20 protein-coding genes are annotated in these 18,162 nt (G+C 58.3%); 10 read left to right on the plus strand and 10 right to left on the minus strand.

Features of this window, described 5'->3' with window-relative positions; genetic code table 11:
- Position 1 precedes the first annotated feature (1 nt).
- Both PKC81_RS01230 and PKC81_RS01235 read left to right on the plus strand, forming a co-directional pair.
- Entirely contained in the window at positions 2-790 is a 789-nt protein-coding gene (locus PKC81_RS01230) for a sterol desaturase family protein (RefSeq protein WP_324332804.1), read from the plus strand.
- Positions 791-868: 78 nt separating this feature from the next.
- Positions 869-2,797: a DUF3604 domain-containing protein gene (locus PKC81_RS01235; RefSeq protein ID WP_324332805.1), complete on the plus strand. Its 1,929-nt coding sequence runs from the start codon at positions 869-871 to the stop codon at positions 2,795-2,797.
- Positions 2,798-2,903: 106 nt separating this feature from the next.
- Here PKC81_RS01235 and PKC81_RS01240 read toward each other — a convergent pair whose 3' ends face one another.
- On the minus strand, positions 2,904-3,389 hold the full coding sequence (locus PKC81_RS01240; protein ID WP_324332807.1) for an MmcB family DNA repair protein: 486 nt from the start codon (positions 3,387-3,389) through the stop codon (positions 2,904-2,906).
- 82 nt (positions 3,390-3,471) lie between these two features.
- On the opposite strand from PKC81_RS01240, the gene PKC81_RS01245 reads away from it, so the two are divergent.
- Together PKC81_RS01245 and PKC81_RS01250 are read left to right on the plus strand one after the other, a co-directional pair.
- Positions 3,472-3,939, plus strand: a complete 468-nt coding sequence (locus PKC81_RS01245; RefSeq protein ID WP_324332809.1) for a PaaI family thioesterase — start codon at positions 3,472-3,474, stop codon at positions 3,937-3,939.
- On the plus strand, positions 3,936-4,346 hold the full coding sequence (locus PKC81_RS01250) for a PaaI family thioesterase (RefSeq protein WP_324332810.1): 411 nt from the start codon (positions 3,936-3,938) through the stop codon (positions 4,344-4,346). The genes PKC81_RS01245 and PKC81_RS01250 overlap by 4 nt, the downstream gene beginning before the upstream one ends.
- Positions 4,347-4,349: 3 nt before the next feature.
- On the opposite strand, the gene PKC81_RS01255 is transcribed toward PKC81_RS01250, so the two are convergent.
- From PKC81_RS01255 to PKC81_RS01280, 6 genes are all read right to left on the minus strand, one after another.
- Positions 4,350-4,862: a YbjN domain-containing protein gene (locus PKC81_RS01255; RefSeq protein ID WP_115550441.1), complete on the minus strand. Its 513-nt coding sequence runs from the start codon at positions 4,860-4,862 to the stop codon at positions 4,350-4,352.
- 119 nt (positions 4,863-4,981) lie between these two features.
- Positions 4,982-5,293 carry an accessory factor UbiK family protein gene (locus PKC81_RS01260; RefSeq protein WP_324332812.1) on the minus strand — a complete coding sequence of 104 codons (312 nt, stop codon included), beginning with the start codon at positions 5,291-5,293 and terminating at the stop codon, positions 4,982-4,984.
- 3 nt (positions 5,294-5,296) lie between these two features.
- A complete protein-coding gene (locus PKC81_RS01265; protein WP_324332813.1) occupies positions 5,297-5,851 on the minus strand; it encodes a TspO/MBR family protein in 555 nt (184 codons plus the stop codon).
- Positions 5,852-5,973: 122 nt separating this feature from the next.
- Positions 5,974-6,276, minus strand: coding sequence for a hypothetical protein (locus PKC81_RS01270; RefSeq protein WP_115550438.1), 303 nt, complete (start codon positions 6,274-6,276; stop codon positions 5,974-5,976).
- A 25-nt stretch (positions 6,277-6,301) separates the two neighbouring features.
- Positions 6,302-9,169 carry a pitrilysin family protein gene (locus tag PKC81_RS01275; RefSeq protein ID WP_324332814.1) on the minus strand — a complete coding sequence of 956 codons (2,868 nt, stop codon included), beginning with the start codon at positions 9,167-9,169 and terminating at the stop codon, positions 6,302-6,304.
- Between the two features lie 123 nt (positions 9,170-9,292).
- Positions 9,293-10,606, minus strand: a complete 1,314-nt coding sequence (locus PKC81_RS01280) for a hemolysin family protein (protein ID WP_324332815.1) — start codon at positions 10,604-10,606, stop codon at positions 9,293-9,295.
- A gap of 71 nt (positions 10,607-10,677) precedes the next feature.
- On the opposite strand from PKC81_RS01280, the gene PKC81_RS01285 reads away from it, so the two are divergent.
- From PKC81_RS01285 to PKC81_RS01310, 6 genes are all read left to right on the plus strand, one after another.
- Positions 10,678-11,583 (plus strand): DMT family transporter, encoded by a 906-nt coding sequence (locus PKC81_RS01285; RefSeq protein WP_324332816.1) that lies wholly within the window; start codon positions 10,678-10,680, stop codon positions 11,581-11,583.
- Positions 11,584-11,634: 51 nt separating this feature from the next.
- The gene (locus tag PKC81_RS01290) at positions 11,635-12,552 is read left to right on the plus strand and encodes a hypothetical protein (protein ID WP_324332817.1); all 918 of its coding nucleotides are present in this window, start codon (positions 11,635-11,637) and stop codon (positions 12,550-12,552) included.
- Positions 12,553-12,648: 96 nt separating this feature from the next.
- Positions 12,649-13,818, plus strand: coding sequence for an acetyl-CoA C-acetyltransferase (locus tag PKC81_RS01295; RefSeq protein ID WP_324332818.1), 1,170 nt, complete (start codon positions 12,649-12,651; stop codon positions 13,816-13,818).
- A gap of 112 nt (positions 13,819-13,930) precedes the next feature.
- Positions 13,931-14,713, plus strand: coding sequence for an SDR family NAD(P)-dependent oxidoreductase (locus PKC81_RS01300; protein WP_324332819.1), 783 nt, complete (start codon positions 13,931-13,933; stop codon positions 14,711-14,713).
- A 112-nt stretch (positions 14,714-14,825) separates the two neighbouring features.
- Positions 14,826-15,698: a crotonase/enoyl-CoA hydratase family protein gene (locus PKC81_RS01305; protein ID WP_324332820.1), complete on the plus strand. Its 873-nt coding sequence runs from the start codon at positions 14,826-14,828 to the stop codon at positions 15,696-15,698.
- A gap of 55 nt (positions 15,699-15,753) precedes the next feature.
- Positions 15,754-16,395 (plus strand): TetR family transcriptional regulator, encoded by a 642-nt coding sequence (locus PKC81_RS01310; RefSeq protein ID WP_324332821.1) that lies wholly within the window; start codon positions 15,754-15,756, stop codon positions 16,393-16,395.
- An 11-nt stretch (positions 16,396-16,406) separates the two neighbouring features.
- Here the strand turns inward: PKC81_RS01310 and PKC81_RS01315 are convergent, their stop codons facing one another.
- The 3 genes from PKC81_RS01315 to PKC81_RS01325 form a co-directional block, all read right to left on the minus strand.
- A complete protein-coding gene (locus PKC81_RS01315) occupies positions 16,407-16,997 on the minus strand; it encodes a hypothetical protein (RefSeq protein WP_324332822.1) in 591 nt (196 codons plus the stop codon).
- Positions 16,998-17,077: 80 nt separating this feature from the next.
- Positions 17,078-17,602 carry a demethoxyubiquinone hydroxylase family protein gene (locus PKC81_RS01320; protein WP_324332823.1) on the minus strand — a complete coding sequence of 175 codons (525 nt, stop codon included), beginning with the start codon at positions 17,600-17,602 and terminating at the stop codon, positions 17,078-17,080.
- Positions 17,599-18,078, minus strand: coding sequence for a disulfide bond formation protein B (locus PKC81_RS01325; RefSeq protein ID WP_324332824.1), 480 nt, complete (start codon positions 18,076-18,078; stop codon positions 17,599-17,601). Before PKC81_RS01325 ends, PKC81_RS01320 begins: the two co-directional genes overlap by 4 nt.
- Between the last annotated feature and the right edge of the window lie 84 nt (positions 18,079-18,162).

Genomic DNA, 18,162 nt, shown 5'->3' on the forward strand with positions numbered 1-18,162 from the left:
CATGGGCGATATGGGTGCAACGCTGATAGCCATACTCCCGGCTCTCGTCTTTGCGCTTATCGCCATTCTCGAATTCATCCGGCCGAGGCGCACGCTGCGCTTCGGCCGTTTTCGTCGCTGGACGACGGGACTGATCCTGTTTGCCAGCAATCGCGTAACGGTCTGGCTCATTGCCTGGATAATAGCAGTTCCTGCAATTGCACTTTGGGCCGAGGCAGAGGGCATCGGACTTTTCAATCAATTGGCAGCACCGTTGTGGGCTGAAATATTGGGTGCCTTCCTGTTGCTTGATTTCGCCATGTGGTTGCAGCATCTGCTGACCCACAAGATGCCGCTGCTCTGGCGTCTCCACAAAGTGCACCATGCCGATCCTGACATCGACGTCTCTACGGCCATCCGATTCCACCCGGGTGAGATAGCATTTTCCATATTGTGGAAGGCAGGCTGGGTGTTGTTGCTAGGTGTATCCGCGCCCGTCATTATCGCTTTCGAAGCGTGGCTCGCGGCCAATGCTGCCTTCAACCACGGTAACGTTGCACTGCCGCGCCGGCTCGACCGGCTTGTCCGGCTGTTCCTTGTCACGCCGGATATGCACCTCGTCCATCACAGCACTGCACTCAAAGAGCAGCAGAGCAATTACGGCTTTGCCCTGACCATCTGGGACCAGCTGTTCGGAACCTATCGTGCGGAGTCCGAAAAAGGCCGCAACAACCAGCCTATTGGCCTTTCCGAAATGCAGGACGAACGGCCTACCTATGCCGGGTTCAGCCTGAAATTGCCGTTGACGTAACGTCAGCTACTGACATCGCGGAAGGTATTGACGAGACGCGCTCAAAAGCGCAGTTTTCCGTTTGAGGGAGAGGGAAACATGGCATCATTTCGCAAGATTGCGTTGGGCACCGTCGCAGCCGCAGCGGTCGGCGCGGGACTGTATTTCGGCTGGGGCGCTTTCAAGGAAAGCCGAGAGGCAAGCCGCGCTGCGGACATACAGGAAGCCAACGACAAGGAAGTGACCAGCGGAATCGCGACCAAATTGCTCTGGGGCGATACGCACCTGCACACTTCGAACTCAATTGACGCTTTCGGCTTTGGCGTGAAGATTGGCCCGGAAGAAGCATTGCGATTTGCGCGCGGCGAAGAAGTGAAATCGACGATGGGGCTGCAGGCGAAGCTCGATCGCCCGCTCGACTTTCTGGTGATTGCCGATCACTCCGGAGGCTTGGGCGCCACTCGCGCGCTTTACGATGCGCCGCGCTTCATGATCAAGGACAAGACGCTGCTGCGCTGGCACGACCAGATGCACGAAGGCGAAGACGGCATGCAAAAGACGACCGCCGAGCTCATCAATATGGCGGGTGAAGGCAAGCTGGCTGACCTCTTCCCGCCCGAACAGTCGCGCAAGAACACGATGAAGATCTGGCAAAGCCATACCGCGATTGTTGAACGTTACAACCAGCCCGGCAAGTTCACCGCCTTCATGGGCTTTGAATACACGTTGATGCCCAATGGCGACAATTTGCACCGCGTCGTGATGTTCCGTGACGGCAAGCTGCGCGCTGATCAGGTGCGCCCATTTGACCCGACTTCTGATAACAGCGACAAGCCCGACCAGCTCTGGGACTATATGGACGCCTATGAGAAGAAGACGGGTGGCAAGATGCTGGCGATCCCGCACAACAGCAATGTCTCCAATGGCTTGATGTTTGAAATGGTTCAACCGGGTGGCGGTGCAATGACCGCCGACTATGCGCGTCGCCGCGCCGCCCGCGAGCCGCTGGTCGAAATTACCCAGATCAAGGGCGACAGCGAGAGCCATCCCTTCCTTTCACCGAATGACGAGTTTGCCAATTTCGGTGATGCCGGATGGGAACTCGGCAATCTAACGATGCAGGGTAAGAAGACGCCGGACATGCTAGGCGGTGACTATGTCAGAGAAGCGTTGAAGCGTGGTCTGGCTATCGAAGCCAAGACCGGGGTCAATCCGTATAAATTCGGACTGATCGGATCGACTGACAGTCATACGGCGCTTGCGACGGCAGATGAAGACAATTTCTTCGGCAAACACAGCGGCAACGAACCCAACGCCACACGCGCAGCTTCCGCGCAGAATCTGGGCACGCGCGAAGGCCGGTTCGGCTGGCATTATCTGGCTGGTGGCTATGCCGCCGTCTGGGCAACTGCCAACACCCGCGCAGCCATTTTCGACGCGATGATGCGGCGTGAAGTCTACGCCACCACCGGCCCGCGCATGCAGGTGCGCGTTTTTGGCGGCTGGGATTTCAGCGACAAGGATTGGGCTGGTGACTGGGTGAAAACGGGCTATGCGCGCGGTGTGCCGATGGGGGCTGACTTAAAGGCTGGCACAGGCAAACCGAGTTTCCTGATTTCCGCGCTCAAGGATCCTGAAGGCGCCAATCTGGACCGCGTCCAAGTGGTCAAGGGTTGGGTCGATGCGTCTGGCAAAATGCAGGAGAAGGTGTTCGACGTAAGCTGGTCCTCACCGGACAAGCGCAAGCTGGTTGGCGGCACACTGACCCCGGTGGGGGACACGGTCGATATCAAAAAGGCGACCTATACCAACACCATCGGCGCGCCCGAACTGCGCACGGTTTGGAGCGATCCCGAATTCAACCCCGGCCAACGCGCGTTCTATTATGTCCGCGTCCTCGAAATCCCGACGCCGCGCTGGGTGTTGTTCGACATGATCCGCTATGGTGCCAAATTGTTGCCGGAAATGGAGCTCAAGTCGCAGGAGCGGGCTTATACGTCGCCCATCTGGTATAACCCGACGGTATAGAGAGAAGCTGACCATCTGGTTCGTCATCCCGAACTTGTTTCGGGATAACGCACAACCGCTGCCTGCTATCCTGAAACAATTTCAGGATAACGATGGCTTGCTGAGACTACTCTGCAATGATCCCGGCCAGCGATGGGTCGGGATCGGCTATCCCCATCAGCCGCCGCATGGCGAGCCTTGCAAGCCGCTGCATCTCTACCTTCCGCCGCGCCGCTGCCAGCGGCACCAGTGCGGCGGAACGCACAATTTCCGCGTCATAGGCATCAGCGACGATCAGGCCGGTGCGTTCGGGCAGGAACGCCTCCCCCTCAATTGGGGAATAATCGAAGCCTGCGGGGACCGCCCAGAAAAAACGGTCGCAATAATCGAGATATTCGGGCCATTTCTGGTCACCCAGCAAGTCGGCGCGCGACACCTTGATCTCGACGACGATCACCTCACCCTTGGCATTGATGCCCATCAGGTCGGCACGGCGATTGTTACGCAGGCTAACCTCGGGCTGGACCATGATCTGGTTGCGCAGGAATAACCGGCTGACGCCGCGTGCCACCGCGGCCGAATCAATTTGCAGACCCATAGAATTACTCGCCATGCCAAATGGCTAGAACGAAGCGCGAACAAGATAAAGCCCTTTCTGCCTTGGCAGCGCATCGCCCAGCCGATAGGGTCAAGCCATGAAGGAAAAAACGGTTGCCGAAATAGCCGCTGTCCATGGCGGTTTCGACCCGAGGCTGGCGATCAGCTTCATGGGCAAGGCTGGCCATGGCGGGTTCCTGGGCATGGACTATGTCGGCCATGGCGAGGACTGGGTCGAGCTTGCTATCGACTGGCGCGAGGATCTGGTTGGCGACCCCAATACCGGCGTGCTCGCTTCTGCCGTGGTCATCAGCCTGATGGACAATGCCACCAGCATGTCGATCTGGACCAAGCTGCAGGAATTCCGGCCGCAGGTTACGATGGACTTGCGCGTGGACTATCTCCGTCCCTCACCCAAAGGCGCGCGTGTTTTTGGACGCGGCTATTGCTATCACCTGTCGCACAGCATCGGCTTTGTCCGCGGTGTGGCGCATAATGGCAATCTTGATGAGCCGCTGGCGCATGTCAGCGGTACATTTATCCGAGTGGGGGATCGCCTCGGATGACCACGCCCGACCCCCGCACCGAATTGCTGCCGCCTTATGCCCGTGCGCTCGACATAGTCATAACCGGCCTGCACAATGGCGCGCCACTGATCGAAATGCCCTTTGCCAACAAGGTGCAGGGCCGCCCCGGCTTTCTGCATGGCGGTGCGATTTCGGGCCTGCTCGAAATGGCTGCGGTCGCAGCGATCCAGCATGCGCTGCACGAACGGGGCGATGAAGCCACGTTCAAGCAGGTCAATGTAACCATCGATTTCATGCGCGGTGGAACGCCGCAAACGACTTACGCCGTAGGCGAAGTAACCCGCTTGGGACGCACCATGGCCAATGTCGAGGCGCGGGCATGGCAGGATGATCCGGCCAAGCCGATCACCATCGCCTATTTGCATTATTTGCTGAAGCGGAGCTGAGGCTCAGGCCTCTCCGTGTGTTTCCACCAAAGCGGCGGTGATCGCGTCTTCAGGCGATTTGCCACCCCAGATGATGAACTGGAACACGGGGTAGAAACGTTCGCATTCGTCGAGCGCGACATCGATAATCGTCTGCGCTTGGTCGACCCCCAACAGGCCGTTGGGTGGCAAAAGGCTGCCATGGCGGAAAAGCAGCATGCCGTTTGACGACCAGAGGTCAAAATGGCCAATCCAGAGCTGTTCGTTGATCAGACCCAGTGCCTTGTAGACGTCATCGCGTTTGTCGCTCGGCACGGTGACGTCTGGCATGACCAAAAGTTGCAGTGCGTTGTCTTCTTCGCGCCAGATGGCCCTTATCTGGTAGCTGGTCCAGCTGCCCTTGAATTCCGCGCTGACTTCTTCGTCGCTGACAGGTTCAAAATCCCAGCCGCGCGCTTCAAAAAGCGCGGCGAGCATGTCCAATGGCGCAGTCTCTTCGCGCTCGAACTCGGTAAAATCTTCGTCCTGGTTGCGCATTGCGGCCCTGTCGCTTGTTATGCATGGTAAATGCCTGTCGGCGGACTCGCGTGCAACAGCCTATGCACGCGAAGGTGCATTAGTCTGTGGGCCATATGTGGATAAGGGCGCTAAGCCCCTTATTTCTTGGGCGCAGCCTTTGGCTTTGGCGCAGGCTTTACCGCCGCTTTCGGCGCTGCCTTGGCTTTACCCGATGCGGCTTCAAGCGCAGCCACACGCGCCTTCAGTTCCTCGGCCTCGGCACGCGCCGTCGCCGCCATTTGCTTAACGGCGTCAAATTCTTCGCGGCTGACAAGGTCCATGCCCGCGACCCATTCGCGGGTGCGCTCCCGAAATCCCGCTTCGGCTTCACGCCCCATGCCAGCGACCGTTCCGGCAACGCCGTTCAGGAATTTGGAAAGATCGTCGAAAATGCGCTTGTCACTCTGCATGGCTCAGGCTCCGATTTCGGAAGTTGCTGCAGGAACATATAGGCGCTCTGCATCGGGGTTCAATCGGTCGATCTGGTAATTGAGGATCGCGGCAAAGCTCAGCCAGGCGAGATAGGGCACCAGCAGCCATGCGGCAACAGGGCGGATGCGGCCGAAGACAAGCGTGGTGGCGAAAGCGGTCGCCCAGATTGCGAGCAGCAAATAGAAAGCGGCCGTCACCTGATGCTGGCCAAAAAACAGCGGCGACCAATAGAGGTTCAAGGCCAACTGGACGAGGAATAACGCTATGGCGATGCCACGCAGCCGCGCGCCGCGTGCGTTCAAGATCATCGAAAAAGCGATGCCCATCAGCAAATAGAGGATAGGCCAAACGACACCAAAGGCCCAGCCCGGCGGCTGCGCCTCTGGCTTCACCAGTTCGGCAAACCAGCTATTTTGCTCGCCCGATCCGGAAACTGTGCCTGAAAGAAATCCAAGCAGCATGATCGTCGGGACGACGAACAAGGCCCATCGCAACAGCGACATCCGCAATTGGGAGGGAGAAGCAAGCTGGCTCATTCTGTTCCCTTCGGCCTGTGAGAATCGGCTAACCAAAGTCTTACGCACCGCATTCGGAAACGACAAGGCCGCTCACCCAAAAGGGGAAGCGGCCTGCCAAATATTCAATATTTTGGAGCGGATTACGCCTTGCGCGTACCCGAAACCGGCATCGAACCGAAGGCACCTGCCTTGACTTCGCCGGTGATGCTGTCGCCATCTACGGTGGCAGTGCAATCGAGCGTCATCGGCATCGGCACAGTCATGTCCATTTTCCAGCTGAGCGTGTTGCCGCTGACGCTGCCATTGGCAATGTCCATCGAACCCAGGCTGCCCTGCATTTTGCCGGTGAAGCTGTCACCATCGCTGTTGATGGTGAGAACCGACTTCTGGTCACCCATCGGGCTTTTGACGGTTACTTCCCAATCGCCATCTACTGCTGCCATTAATCGTCTCCTCTTGATTCAGGTGTTAATTTGCATTGGTGTCAGTAGGCTTAGCAGCTTCGGATTGCATTTCAACCGGCAATCCAAGCGCCTCCAATTGCGGCTTTACCTTGGCCGCATCGCCTACCACGACCCAGCTCATCTTGTCAGGGTTGATCTTGGATTTGAACTCGGCTGTCATGCTTTCCGGGGTCAAAGTGGCATATTTTCCAGCCAGCTTTTCGGCATAGTCGAACGGACGTTTGAACAGCGCATCGGCGCGCATCTGACCAAGAACGGCCGCCGATTGCTCATAGCTGCCCGGAAGTTCGAGAACATTGCTGACCACAGTCGTGTCACGCTCTTCCTTGGTTATCGGCTTGCTCGTCACAAAGTCTCGCGCCTGGCTCAACAGCACGCCCAGCGACGGCCCCGTCTGGTTGGTCTGCACCGGCGCAAAAATTAGGAACGGCACGCGGTCTTCATTGCCACCGACTTGCGAACGCACCCCGTAAGACCAACCCTTGGTTTCACGCAGATCCATGTTGATGCGAGAGGTGAAATCACCGCCGAAAATCTCGTTGGCGCTGCGCAACGGCAACAGATCATCGCTGCCCTTGGCGTCCAGCACCTTGCCACCAAGGATGAACGACTGTGGCGAATTGGGCCGGTCGATCAGGACAATGCGCGCTTTCGCTTCTGGAAGGGCAACAGCGAAATTCTTGGCCGGAGCCGCGCTCGCTTTCGGTTTCCAGTTGCCGAACTGCTTGTTGAGCAATTTGGTGATTTCCTTGAGCGAGGTATCACCGACGACAAAGATTTCTGCCTTCGCCGGATGGATCCAGCTTTGGTGGAAGGACACCACATCAGCACGCGTCAACGTACGCACCGCTGCTTCATCACCCGTCCCCGTTTGCGAACCGCCATAGGGGTGCGCCTTGCCGTAAATGATTTCCGGCAACGCACGCAGCGCCAAACCTTGTGGCTGGTTCTTCTCGCCCGCGATGCGTGTAAGCTGTTGGACGCGGACGCGTTCCAGATCCTTTTCGGCGAAGGCTGGATTCTTGACCACATCGGCCAGCAAATCGATGGATGCGGCCAGATTCGGTTTCACCGCACGCAGCGACGCGACGGTCCGGTCCTGCGCCGAGGCCACATTGATATCGGCCCCCAGACGTTCTTCGGTTTCCGCAAGCTGCGTTGCGTTCAATGTCAGAGTGCCTTCCGACAGCAAATTGCCCATGATGTTCGAAACGCCGCGCTTGTCGGCCGGATCGGCGGCATAGCCCGCGTCAAAGCTGACAGCGATGCGTACAGCGGGGACGGCATTACGGCGCGCGAAATGCACTTTGATGCCGTTTTTAAGCTTGCCGGTTTCGACCGTCGGAAAATCGAGCGCCGGGGTTGCGCCGGGTGCCGGCATTTTGCTGCGGTCTGCTTTGACTGCCGTAGTGGCGTGGCCATCGCTGCCCGGCGCCATGTAGAAGGCCGGTGCGGTCAGACCACCGGTGCGCGCGCCGGAACCCGATGCGACTTCCTTATAGGCTTCGCGCTCACCGGGTTCGACGCGGATTTCCAGCACCGGACGCGTGAGCCATTTCTGCATGGCGGCGGAAATGGTTTCGGGCTTCAAAGCCGCGAGCCGCTCCAGCTCCTTTTTGTAATAATCGGCATCGCCAGTGTAGAGCTGTCCTTCGGCGAGCGCGACGGCCTTGCCGCCAAAGCCGCCAACCTGTTCGAGTCCGTCAATCCGGCCTGCTGCCTCACTTGCGGCAACGCGCTGCACTTCGTCGGCGGTCGGCCCCTTGGCGATGAAATCCGCCATGATGTCGTCAAGCCGTTTGGCAACAGCGTCCGCATCACCGCCGGGCTTCACATCGGCCTGTACCCAGAACAGGCTGCCATGAACGAAAGGCAGAACGAAGGAGGAGACCGAAACCGCGCTTTGCTCTTCGCGAACCAGAATATTGTCGAGGCGCGAGCTTGCGAGGCCACCCAATACTGAGGCACCAGCGCGCAACGCGGTATAATCCGGGTCAGCCAGGCCTGGGACAATCCAGTTACGATAGATACGCGTGGCCGGAACCTTGTCCTTCAGCACAATCTTTTTGGGTGCGTCCAGCGTCGGGATCGGTGCATTGACTGGTGGAACGTCACGGCCACGCGCCACATCGCCGAACCATTTCTGCACCAGCGGTTTCGCCTGCGCCGCATTCACATCACCGGCGAGCACCAGTACTGAATTGTTCGGACCATAATAATCTTTGAACCACTGCTTGAAGTCATCAAGCTTGGCAGCCGCCAGATCTTCAAGACTGCCGATCGTATTGTGATGATAGGGGTGGCCAACGGGGAACAGATTTTCCGACTGGGCATATTCAACCAAGCCATAAGGCTGGTTATCGCCCTGACGCTTTTCATTGGAAACAACGCCGATCTGCGTCTTCACCGACTCTTCGGTCAGGCCGCCAAGCAGGTGGCCCATGCGGTCGCTTTCAAGGAAAAGCGCGGATTCGAGCGCGCTGGTCGGGACGGTCTGGAAATAGTTGGTGCGATCGAGCCAGGTCGTGCCGTTGAGGTCGGTGGCACCAATCTGCTTGGTGTACTGGAAATAATCGCCGGGCGCATTCTCGCTGCCATTGAACATGATATGTTCAAACAAATGGGCAAAGCCCGTCTGGCCCTTGGGCTCATGCTTGGAACCAACGCCATACCAGATCGAAACCGCTACCACCGGTGCCTTGCGGTCTTCGTGGACAATCACCGTCAAACCATTGTCGAGGGTGAATTTCTCATAGGGGATATTGACCGTTTTCACGAGGTCGGCGACGGGCGCAGGAGCGGATTTGGCGATGGCGGCGCTCGACAGAGCAACAGTCGAAACGGCAAGCGCCAGCGTGAGTTTGCGGATCATGTAAAAGCTCTCCTCAGGGAAACTTATGCGCCCTTTCAGGCGGATAGTACGGATATACTGCGGCAAGCGGCGAATACAATGCGGGTAAACACCTTTTCGACAAACAGCCGAATGCAGGCGACATCATTCTTTTTCGGCGGCCTTGCGAACGCGCAATTTGTCGATTTTGCGACCATCCATGTCGACCACTTCAAAGTGCCAGCCATTGTCGACAAAGCTCTCGCCCTCTTCGGGCAAATGGCGGAGTATCTGAAGCACATGCCCCGCAGCGGTCGCATAGTCCCGATCTTCCGGCAGTTGGATATCCAATGCCTGAGCCATAGCGTCAGCAGCCATGCCGCCGTCAATCAACAGAGAGCCATCATCGAGTGTGACTATATTCGCTGCGCTGCCTTGCTCTTGATCGGATGCAAATTCGCCAGCAATCGCGGCGAGCAGGTCATTCGGCGTGACGATACCTTCGAAATGACCATATTCGTCGTGCACCAGCAACATCGGAACTTCCGATTTGCGCAGGATTTCGAGTGCATCCATCGCGTCTAGCTGGTCTGGAACAATTTCCGCCTTGCGCATCATGGCACGCAAATCGAGCGGGCGCCCCTCGATCTGGGCGGCAACAATGTCGCGCGCCTGCACCACGCCGATAATGTCGTCGACGCTCTCACCCATGACGGGGAGGCGGGTATGCGGTGAATTCAAGAGCCGGTCACGGATCGTTTCGGCGCTGGCATCCGCTGCAATTGTGTCAACTTCCGTCCGCGGCGTCATCACTTCGCGCACGGGTCTATCCGCAAGCCGGACCACGCCCGAAATCACCTTATGCTCATGCTCTTCAATGATGCCGGCGTGCGTTGCCTCGGTGAAAACGACTTTCAGCTCTTCGGTGGTCAGCGCGTCGCGATTGTCGCGGTTGAGCCCGAGCAGTTTGAAAATCAGGCTACTCGATTTGTCGAGCAACCAGACAAAAGGCGCGGCTATCCGGGCCAGCCATTCCATCGGACGTGCGACTATCGCCGCTATCCGTTCGGGCGCCACCAGCGCGAATTGTTTGGGCACCAGTTCGCCGATGACCAAAGACGCAAAAGTCGTAGCACCGATGACAAGCCCAAAACCGATATTCATCGCCCATTTGTCGCTGACCAGGCCAAGCTGGGCAATGCGTTCGCCGGTGGGTGCGCCAAGGCTCGCGCCCGAATAAGCACCGGCTATGATGCCAATCAGGGTGATACCGATTTGCACCGTCGACAGGAACCTGCCCGGATCTTTTGACAAATGAAGTGCAGCCGCAGCGCCGCTGCTCCCTCCTTCGGCCATCGCCTGCAACCGGGCCGGGCGTGAGGATACAATGGCCAGCTCGGACATCGCGAATACGCCGTTGAGGGCGATCAGCGCGAGGATTATCAGCGCATCAAGCCAAGGGAATGGGTCGAGGTCCATGGTAATGCCCTGCACATAGTGTGCGCCTGCCACCCTTGGCAAGACCCATGGCAATGCCTATGCGGTTGCCCATGTCGACTTTGCGCCCCACCAGCCCTGCAATCGCCTTCGCTGTTGCCGCAGCAGGGGTGGGAACCTTTTCGCTGATGGATGCCGCGATGAAGGATCTGTCGCTGAGCGTTGGTGCTTTTAATGCCGTACTGTGGCGCAATCTAGCTGGAACCTTGATAGCAGGCATGTTGTTCGTTGCGACCGGTCAGGGCTGGCCTGCGCGCGACAATTTGCGGCTGCATCTGTGGCGCAGCATCATCGTAGCAGGGATGGCTGTAAGCTTTTTCTGGGCGATAGCACGTTTGCCGCTGGCTGAAGCCATCGGCTTGTCGTTCATCGCGCCGGTAATTGCTTTGTATCTGGCGGCTATCATGCTGGGCGAGAAAATTGGGCGAGAGGCTATATTGGCGTCGGTCGCCGGGCTCGCAGGGGTTGGCGTGATCCTTTATGGGAAATTCAGCGGGCATTATTCGAGCGATGCCCTGTGGGGGGCGCTTGCCGTGCTCTTTTCCGCCGTGCTGTTCGCCTATAATTTGATTCTGGCAAGACAGCAGGCACAGGCAGCGGGACCGATCGAGATAGCCTTTTTCCAGAATTTGTTGACCGCGTCCGTATTGGCACTCGCCGCTCCCTGGTTTCTGGCACCATTGGTGGTGGCCAAAGTTCCGATGCTGCTGACCGCCGCATCGCTCGCCATATTTTCGCTGCTGCTGATGAGCTGGGCCTATGCGCGGGCAGAGGCGCAGATTTTGATCCCTGTCGAATATACCGCCTTTGTCTGGGCTGTGCTGTTCGGCTGGGTATTTTTCAATGAACCGGTCACGTTGACGACCTTGATTGGCACCGCACTGATTATCGGCGGCAGCCTGATTGCCGCGCGTGTAAAACCTGCGATTGTTAATCATGTCGAAATGGCTTCTGCCTAAGGAACCGGCTAGGTGCGGCAGGTTGCGCACAAGGAATAGCGGTTGACCCTGATGGAAATACTCACGGCGATAGGCCGAAAAGCCGGAAGCTGGGCGCATGAGCGCGCGGTGCAGGGCATATTGGATACGCCGCCGATTGTGGCGCAAGACGATGGCCTCATCCTGTTTTCGATGATCGGTACCGCCGTGCTTCTGCCCTATCTGGTCGCGGTGAAATCGCTGCATCACCACTTACCCCGCGGAAAAATCGTGCTGCTCGACGACGGAACTTTAACTGCGGAAGACAAGGCTGTTCTGGCCAAGCACTGCGATAATCCGGAAATCATCGTGAAGGCTGATGTTGAGACTGCACCCTGCCCACGCGACAATTGCTGGGAACGATTGCTGTCCATTTTGGACCGGCGAAACGACGATTTCGTGATCCAGCTTGATTCGGATACGGTAACCACCGGCCCGGTTCCCGAAATTGCTGCAGCGATAGATGCCAACCGCAGTTTCACGCTGGCCGGTGGCTTGGACGAGGCGCAGCACGGATTCAAAAGTGCACGGGAGATCTCGCAGATTTTCCATGCCGATGGGCCTACGACCGATCATGTACAGGCGCATGCCGAAGCAGCAATGAAGACGCTGCCCGATGCCGACAGCCGCCGCTATATCCGGGGGTGTGCCGGTTTTGCGGGTTTCGCCAAAAGCAGCGACGGTCGCGCCACCGTATCCCGCTTTTCGCGCCAAATGGACGAGCGGCTCGGCAACACCTGGCGTCAATGGGGTAGCGAACAGGTCGCGTCGAACTGGGTGGTCGCGAATGATCCCGATCCGGTGCAACTTCCCTATGATCGCTATATCAACCATTGGGACGAACCCATGCCCGAAAGCCCCGCTTTTGTGCACTATATCGGCACCTATCGCTATCGCTGGGGCAATTATTCCCGGACCACAAAGGAAGCCATTGCGGCTTTGAAAGCCTGATCATCCAGAAGAACATGACCTATGTTCGCTATAGGCATTGACCCCTGAACAGACTCGGTTTAATCGCACGATTAAATCACACAAAGGAGTCCTGTCATGGCCACAGCTTATATTGTCGATGCCGTTCGTACCGCCGGTGGGCGGCGCGGTGGAAAGCTTGCCGGAGTGCACCCGGTCGATCTCGGCGCAGCCGTGTTCGATGCGATTGCCGATCGTAACCAGTTCGACACCAAAGCGATCGACGACGTCATCACCGGCTGCGTCTCGCAGGGTGGTCAGCAGACAATGGACCTTGGCCGCAACGCGGTTCTGGCGTCGAAACTGCCCGACAGCATTCCCGCTGTCACCATCGATCGCCAGTGCGGTTCTTCGCAGCAGGCAATGATGTTTGCGGCCCAGGCCGTGATGTCGGGCACGCAGGATATCGTGCTTGCCAGCGGCATCGAAAGCATGACCCGCGTGCCGATGGGGTCGGTCGCGACCTTGTTCATGAAGGAAGGCCTCGGCAACTATAAGTCGCCGCGCCTCGAAGAGAAATTCCCCGGCATCATGTTCAGCCAGTTCGCGGGCGCTGAAATGATCGTCAAGAAGCACGGCTTTACCAAGGACGATCTCGACGCTTTTGCGCTCGCCAGCCATCAGCGTGCCAAGGCGGCGACCGAAGCAGGCCATTTCAAGAATGAAATCGTCGGCATCGAAATCGAAACCCCCGAAGGCAAGGAAGTGCATCTGGTCGACGAAGGCATCCGTTTCGACGCCACGATGGAGAGCATCTCCAGCGTCAAATTGCTGCAGGAAGGTGGCTCGATCACGGCTGCCACCAGCTCGCAGATTTGCGACGGCGCATCGGCCGCTTTGATCGTTTCGGAACAGGCCCTCAAGGATCATGGCCTGACGCCGCGCGCGCGCATCCACCACATCTCGGTGACGGCAGGTGACCCGATCATCATGCTCGAAGAGCCGCTGTTCGCCACCGAAAAGGCGTTGAAGAAAGCCGGCATCAAAATCGAAGATATCGACGCCTATGAAGTCAACGAAGCCTTTGCCCCGGTTCCGCTTGCATGGCTGAAATATCTCGGCGCATCGCATGATCGCCTCAACGTCCATGGCGGCGCGATCGCACTCGGCCACCCGCTCGGCGCTTCGGGCACAAAGCTGATGGCAACGCTGCTCGGCGTTCTGGATGCCAAGGGTGGCAAATATGGCCTGCAGACAATGTGCGAAGGCGGTGGCCAGGCCAACGTCACAATCATCGAACGGCTTTAACCGTCGTCGCCCCGGCGAAGGCCGGGGCCGCTATCGGTTTACCCAAAACCCATTGAATTAACCTCCAACGGCCCCGGCCTTCGCCGGGGCGACGATCTAGAAGGAAATTAGAATGATACTCGACTCATCCGTCGCAGCAGTCGTAACCGGCGGCGCATCGGGCCTCGGCGCTGCAACCGCACGTTCGCTCGCTGCAAAGGGCGTCAAAGTTGCGATTTTCGACCTTAACGAAGAAAAGGGCAACGCCATGGCCGCCGAACTGGGCGGCGTATTCTGCAAGGTCAATGTGACCAGCGAAGAAGAAGTCGATGCCGCGTTCGCCAAGGCACGTGCAGCGCACGGCCAGGAACGCATCCTCGTCAACTGCGCCGGTACCGGCAACGCGATCAAAACCGCCAGCCGTTCAAAGGAAGATGGCTCGATCAAGCACTTCCCGGTTTCGGCTTTTGAATGGATCATCCAGATCAACCTGATCGGCACATTCCGTTGCATCGCCAAGTCGGCTGCCGGTATGCTGACACTCGAGCCGCAGGCTGATGGCGATCGTGGTGCCATCGTCAACACCGCTTCGGTTGCGGCTGAAGACGGCCAGATCGGTCAGGCTGCCTATTCGGCGTCGAAGGCCGGCGTTGTCGGCATGACCCTGCCGATCGCGCGCGACCTTTCGAACGAAGCCATTCGCGTCAACACCATCCTGCCGGGTATCTTCAACACCCCGCTGCTCGCCGCTGCGCCGCAGCCGGTGAAGGATGCTCTGGGTGCATCGGTTCCCTATCCGAAGCGTCTCGGCAACCCGGAAGAATATGCTGCTCTCGCCATGCTGATGATCGAGAATGGCTATTTCAACGGCGAAGACGTCCGCCTCGACGGCGCCATCCGCATGGCTCCGCGTTGATTTACCTTTTGCTCCCGCATGCGGGAGATTCGAAAGCAGCCGACAGGCCTGCTTTCCATGACACCCCTCTCGCGCTGCGAGGGGGGTTTCTTTTTTCCAAGAGGATGCCCGAATGAGCAATTACACCCAGATATTATACGAAGTGGACAATGGCGTTGCGACGATCACGCTGCACCGGCCTGACAAGATGAATGCCTTCACCGGCACGATGATGAACGAGATGATTTCGGCCTTTGACGAGATCGACGCTGACGACAATGTCCGCGCCGTCATCGTCACCGGCCATGGCGACCGCGCCTTCTGCGCCGGGGCGGACCTGACGCCTGATGATGGCAAGCATGTCTTTGCCAGTGGCGAAGCCGTTAGCGACCTCTCTGATGCCCGCGTGCGCGATGGCGGCGGTTTGCTGACCCTGCGCATTTACCAGTGCAAGAAACCGGTGATCGCCGCCGTGAATGGCGCAGCCGTAGGCATCGGCGTTACCATGCAGCTTGCCATGGACATCCGCCTTGCCAGCGAAACCGCTCGTTTCGGTTTTGTCTTTGCCCGTCGCGGCATCGTGCCCGAAGCTGCCTCAAGCTGGTTCCTGCCGCGCCTAGTCGGCCCGCAACAGGCACTGGAATGGTGCTACACCGGCCGCATCTTTGATGCGCAGGAAGCGCTACGGGGCGGTCTCGTCCGCTCGGTGCATCCGGCAGATGAACTGCTCGCCGAGGCCCGCAAGCTGGCCCGTGAAATCGCGGACAACACCGCACCCGTTTCGGTCGCGCTGACCCGTCATATGTTGTGGCGCAATGCCGCCCAGCCGCACCCGATGGAAGCGCACAAGATTGACAGCCGCGCCATCTATCGCCGGTCGCGTTCGGGTGATGCCAAAGAGGGCATTGCCAGCTTCCTTGAAAAGCGCCCGCCCAATTATCCGGACAAAGTATCCACAGACATGCCAGACTTCTTCCCTTGGTGGGAAGAACCGGTATATAAATGATTGATTAAGGGGTCGGGATATCAAGCCCGACCCTCTACCCCGGGGGAGTAAAGCCGTGGCGACAAACGGTCAGAAACTAGCCAGCGCCAATGAAGCGCAAAGCGGCGCGCGTGAGCAACTGCTCGAAGCGGCAAGCCAGATCATGCGCGAAGGCGATACCATCGATCTTTCGCTGTCCGAATTGTCCTTACGTGCCGGGCTGAACAGCGCGCTGGTCAAATATTATTTCGGCAACAAGAACGGGCTGATGCTGGCCCTGCTCGATCGCGACATGGGCAAGATTGTGGTCGAACTCAATGCGCTCGTGGCAAAGGACATGCCGCCGGAGGAAAAGCTTCGCCGCCATATCAGCGGGGTGATCGACACTTATTATACCTTCCCCTATCTCAACCGCCTGATGATGCGCATGGTGCGCGATGCCGCACCGATTGAGGCCGCAAGGATCGCCGAGCGCTATCTGAAGCCGCTCTCCGATGCTTATGACGTGCTGATCGAGGAAGGCGTGAAGGCCGGCAAGTTCCGCCCTGTCGATCCACAGCTATTCTATTTCTCGGTGACGGGGGCCGCCGACCGCTTTTTCTCGGCACGGTTGGTTTTACGCCATTGCTATGACCAACACGACATTTCTCCCGAGATGCGCGACGCCTATCGCGAGCATACGATCGCGCTGATCATGCGGGGCTTGCTGGCGGACTAGGGCCGCAGCGCTTATTTCGGCTGCGGCAGCGCGCTGTCCTGCAATTCTTTTTCAGCAGCGGCGTCAGCTTCTGCCTGCATACGTGCCTCGCGTTCCGCGCGTTCCTTTTCGAACTGCTGTACACGCTGCTCAACCAACTCTGCCTCGGCATCGATAGCAGACAGGCGCTTTTTGCGCTCGGCGGCAATCATGCGGCCAAAGGCCAAACCGGGATCTTGCTCTTTTTCAGCATAAGCCCGGTCGATTTCCTTGAGCCCGCAGCCGGTGAACCCACCGCCGCCAGTGGGCGAGCAGCTCATCGTGCCTTCGCGTCCAACATATTCATAGGCGATCACACGGTTGGTCCAGGCTTCTTTGCGGGGATCGTTGATATCGTCACGCAGCGGGGTCGGAATACGATAACGATCGCCTTCGGAAAGTCGTGCGCAGACATTGATCGTATCCGCGCTGCTTTCCTCGCATTTATCCTCGCCATAGACGATGACCATGTTGATCTTTTCGGCATCGGGTGATGCAGTAGGGGCCTCGGCCTCCTGCGCGAAAGCGGGGGCAGCCATCAGCGCCAAGGCAGCGCTAAGGATCAGGGACGAGCGAAAAGTCATCAATTTACTCCAATATCTGCCTTGGGCTTAGGCCCTGTAGTCTGAATGGCAAATGAAATCGGGCCATGCATTGACCAGGGTCAAATCCGTTTTGAAAGGGCTATTGCCGCGCGACAGCCTAAGCGGATTGCAGCGCTCATCAATGGATAGACAGGGGCCCGTTCGGCCCCGGCCGCGAGTGCTGCTTCTTTATGCTCGACTTCTTCCTGCCGGAATTCCTCAATCATGCTGGACAACGCCGGATCACTATCCCCCAGTTCGGCAAGCTGCTCTCGATAATGGGCGTCGATTTCGGTCTCAACCGCCACGGTGCAGGCCATCGCGGCTTCAGGCCCGATAGCAGCGGTCACCGCCCCCAGCGCAAAACCCGCGACATTCCAAAAGGGTTGCAATGCTGTCGGGCGCACGCCGCGTTCGGCCATGATGCGGTCGAAGGCGTCGAGATGCCGCCGCTCCTGCTCGGCCATATGCGCGATTTCGCGGCCCATCGGGTGGCGATCACCCAACATCGCCAGCTGGCCGGCGTAAATGCGGGTGGCACCATATTCGCCCGCCTGATCGACACGGATCATGCTGGCCTTTGCCGAAGCCTGATTGGCAATCATGCCTGCGCTCCCTTACGTAAAAGCCCGAAAATGGCGAAGGCGCCAAATGTCGAAATCAGGAAATTATATCCTGCGAGCGATATGCCGAACAGCGTCCACGGTGCAATGTCACAGCGGATCAGCGGGGCGTTGAGGATGGCGTCCAGCACTTCCTTGCCACTGCCCGGTGCCACTGTGGAGGAGCAGGTGGTGATTCCTTCCCACCAGCCATATTCGACCCCGGCATGATAGCCGCCAATCAGACCGCTGGTCAGGATGGCGAGTGCTGCGAGCAGGACCAATGTTTTGCGGAGCCCTTGGCCACTCGCAACAAACGCCGCCAGCGCCAGCGGCAAGGCGGCAAAATGTGGCCAGCGTTGCCACCAGCACATCTCACACGGATAGAGCCCGCCAATATATTGCGATGCATAGGCCCCGCCGAGGAGCCCCAATGGAAGCAGAAGCGCCAGCCAGCGCGCACGATCGAAACCGGTCATGGGTTGGTGATTAGACCAAGATTTTATGAAATGAAATCGTCATTCCCGCGAAGGCGGGAAACGAAGTGATCGGAGAACAATCCA

Origin of the sequence: Sphingorhabdus sp. (assembly GCF_035329025.1) — a bacterium.
Lineage (GTDB): Bacteria > Pseudomonadota > Alphaproteobacteria > Sphingomonadales > Sphingomonadaceae > Sphingorhabdus_B.

What these genes read in the sequence shown, in the direction of transcription:
- PKC81_RS01325 (WP_324332824.1), bottom strand. Translation starts at nt 18,078, where the DNA reads ATGACCGGTTTCGATCGTGCGCGCTGGCTGGCGCTTCTGCTTCCATTG.
- PKC81_RS01305 (WP_324332820.1), top strand. Translation starts at nt 14,826, where the DNA reads ATGAGCAATTACACCCAGATATTATACGAAGTGGACAATGGCGTTGCG.
- PKC81_RS01315 (WP_324332822.1), bottom strand. Translation starts at nt 16,997, where the DNA reads ATGACTTTTCGCTCGTCCCTGATCCTTAGCGCTGCCTTGGCGCTGATG.
- PKC81_RS01255 (WP_115550441.1), bottom strand. Translation starts at nt 4,862, where the DNA reads ATGCGCAACCAGGACGAAGATTTTACCGAGTTCGAGCGCGAAGAGACT.
- PKC81_RS01295 (WP_324332818.1), top strand. Translation starts at nt 12,649, where the DNA reads ATGGCCACAGCTTATATTGTCGATGCCGTTCGTACCGCCGGTGGGCGG.
- PKC81_RS01285 (WP_324332816.1), top strand. Translation starts at nt 10,678, where the DNA reads ATGTCGACTTTGCGCCCCACCAGCCCTGCAATCGCCTTCGCTGTTGCC.
- PKC81_RS01250 (WP_324332810.1), top strand. Translation starts at nt 3,936, where the DNA reads ATGACCACGCCCGACCCCCGCACCGAATTGCTGCCGCCTTATGCCCGT.
- PKC81_RS01260 (WP_324332812.1), bottom strand. Translation starts at nt 5,293, where the DNA reads ATGCAGAGTGACAAGCGCATTTTCGACGATCTTTCCAAATTCCTGAAC.
- PKC81_RS01320 (WP_324332823.1), bottom strand. Translation starts at nt 17,602, where the DNA reads ATGATTGCCAATCAGGCTTCGGCAAAGGCCAGCATGATCCGTGTCGAT.
- PKC81_RS01230 (WP_324332804.1), top strand. Translation starts at nt 2, where the DNA reads ATGGGCGATATGGGTGCAACGCTGATAGCCATACTCCCGGCTCTCGTC.
- PKC81_RS01290 (WP_324332817.1), top strand. Translation starts at nt 11,635, where the DNA reads ATGGAAATACTCACGGCGATAGGCCGAAAAGCCGGAAGCTGGGCGCAT.
- PKC81_RS01280 (WP_324332815.1), bottom strand. Translation starts at nt 10,606, where the DNA reads ATGGACCTCGACCCATTCCCTTGGCTTGATGCGCTGATAATCCTCGCG.
- PKC81_RS01300 (WP_324332819.1), top strand. Translation starts at nt 13,931, where the DNA reads ATGATACTCGACTCATCCGTCGCAGCAGTCGTAACCGGCGGCGCATCG.
- PKC81_RS01235 (WP_324332805.1), top strand. Translation starts at nt 869, where the DNA reads ATGGCATCATTTCGCAAGATTGCGTTGGGCACCGTCGCAGCCGCAGCG.
- PKC81_RS01240 (WP_324332807.1), bottom strand. Translation starts at nt 3,389, where the DNA reads ATGGCGAGTAATTCTATGGGTCTGCAAATTGATTCGGCCGCGGTGGCA.
- PKC81_RS01245 (WP_324332809.1), top strand. Translation starts at nt 3,472, where the DNA reads ATGAAGGAAAAAACGGTTGCCGAAATAGCCGCTGTCCATGGCGGTTTC.
- PKC81_RS01265 (WP_324332813.1), bottom strand. Translation starts at nt 5,851, where the DNA reads ATGAGCCAGCTTGCTTCTCCCTCCCAATTGCGGATGTCGCTGTTGCGA.
- PKC81_RS01270 (WP_115550438.1), bottom strand. Translation starts at nt 6,276, where the DNA reads ATGGCAGCAGTAGATGGCGATTGGGAAGTAACCGTCAAAAGCCCGATG.
- PKC81_RS01275 (WP_324332814.1), bottom strand. Translation starts at nt 9,169, where the DNA reads ATGATCCGCAAACTCACGCTGGCGCTTGCCGTTTCGACTGTTGCTCTG.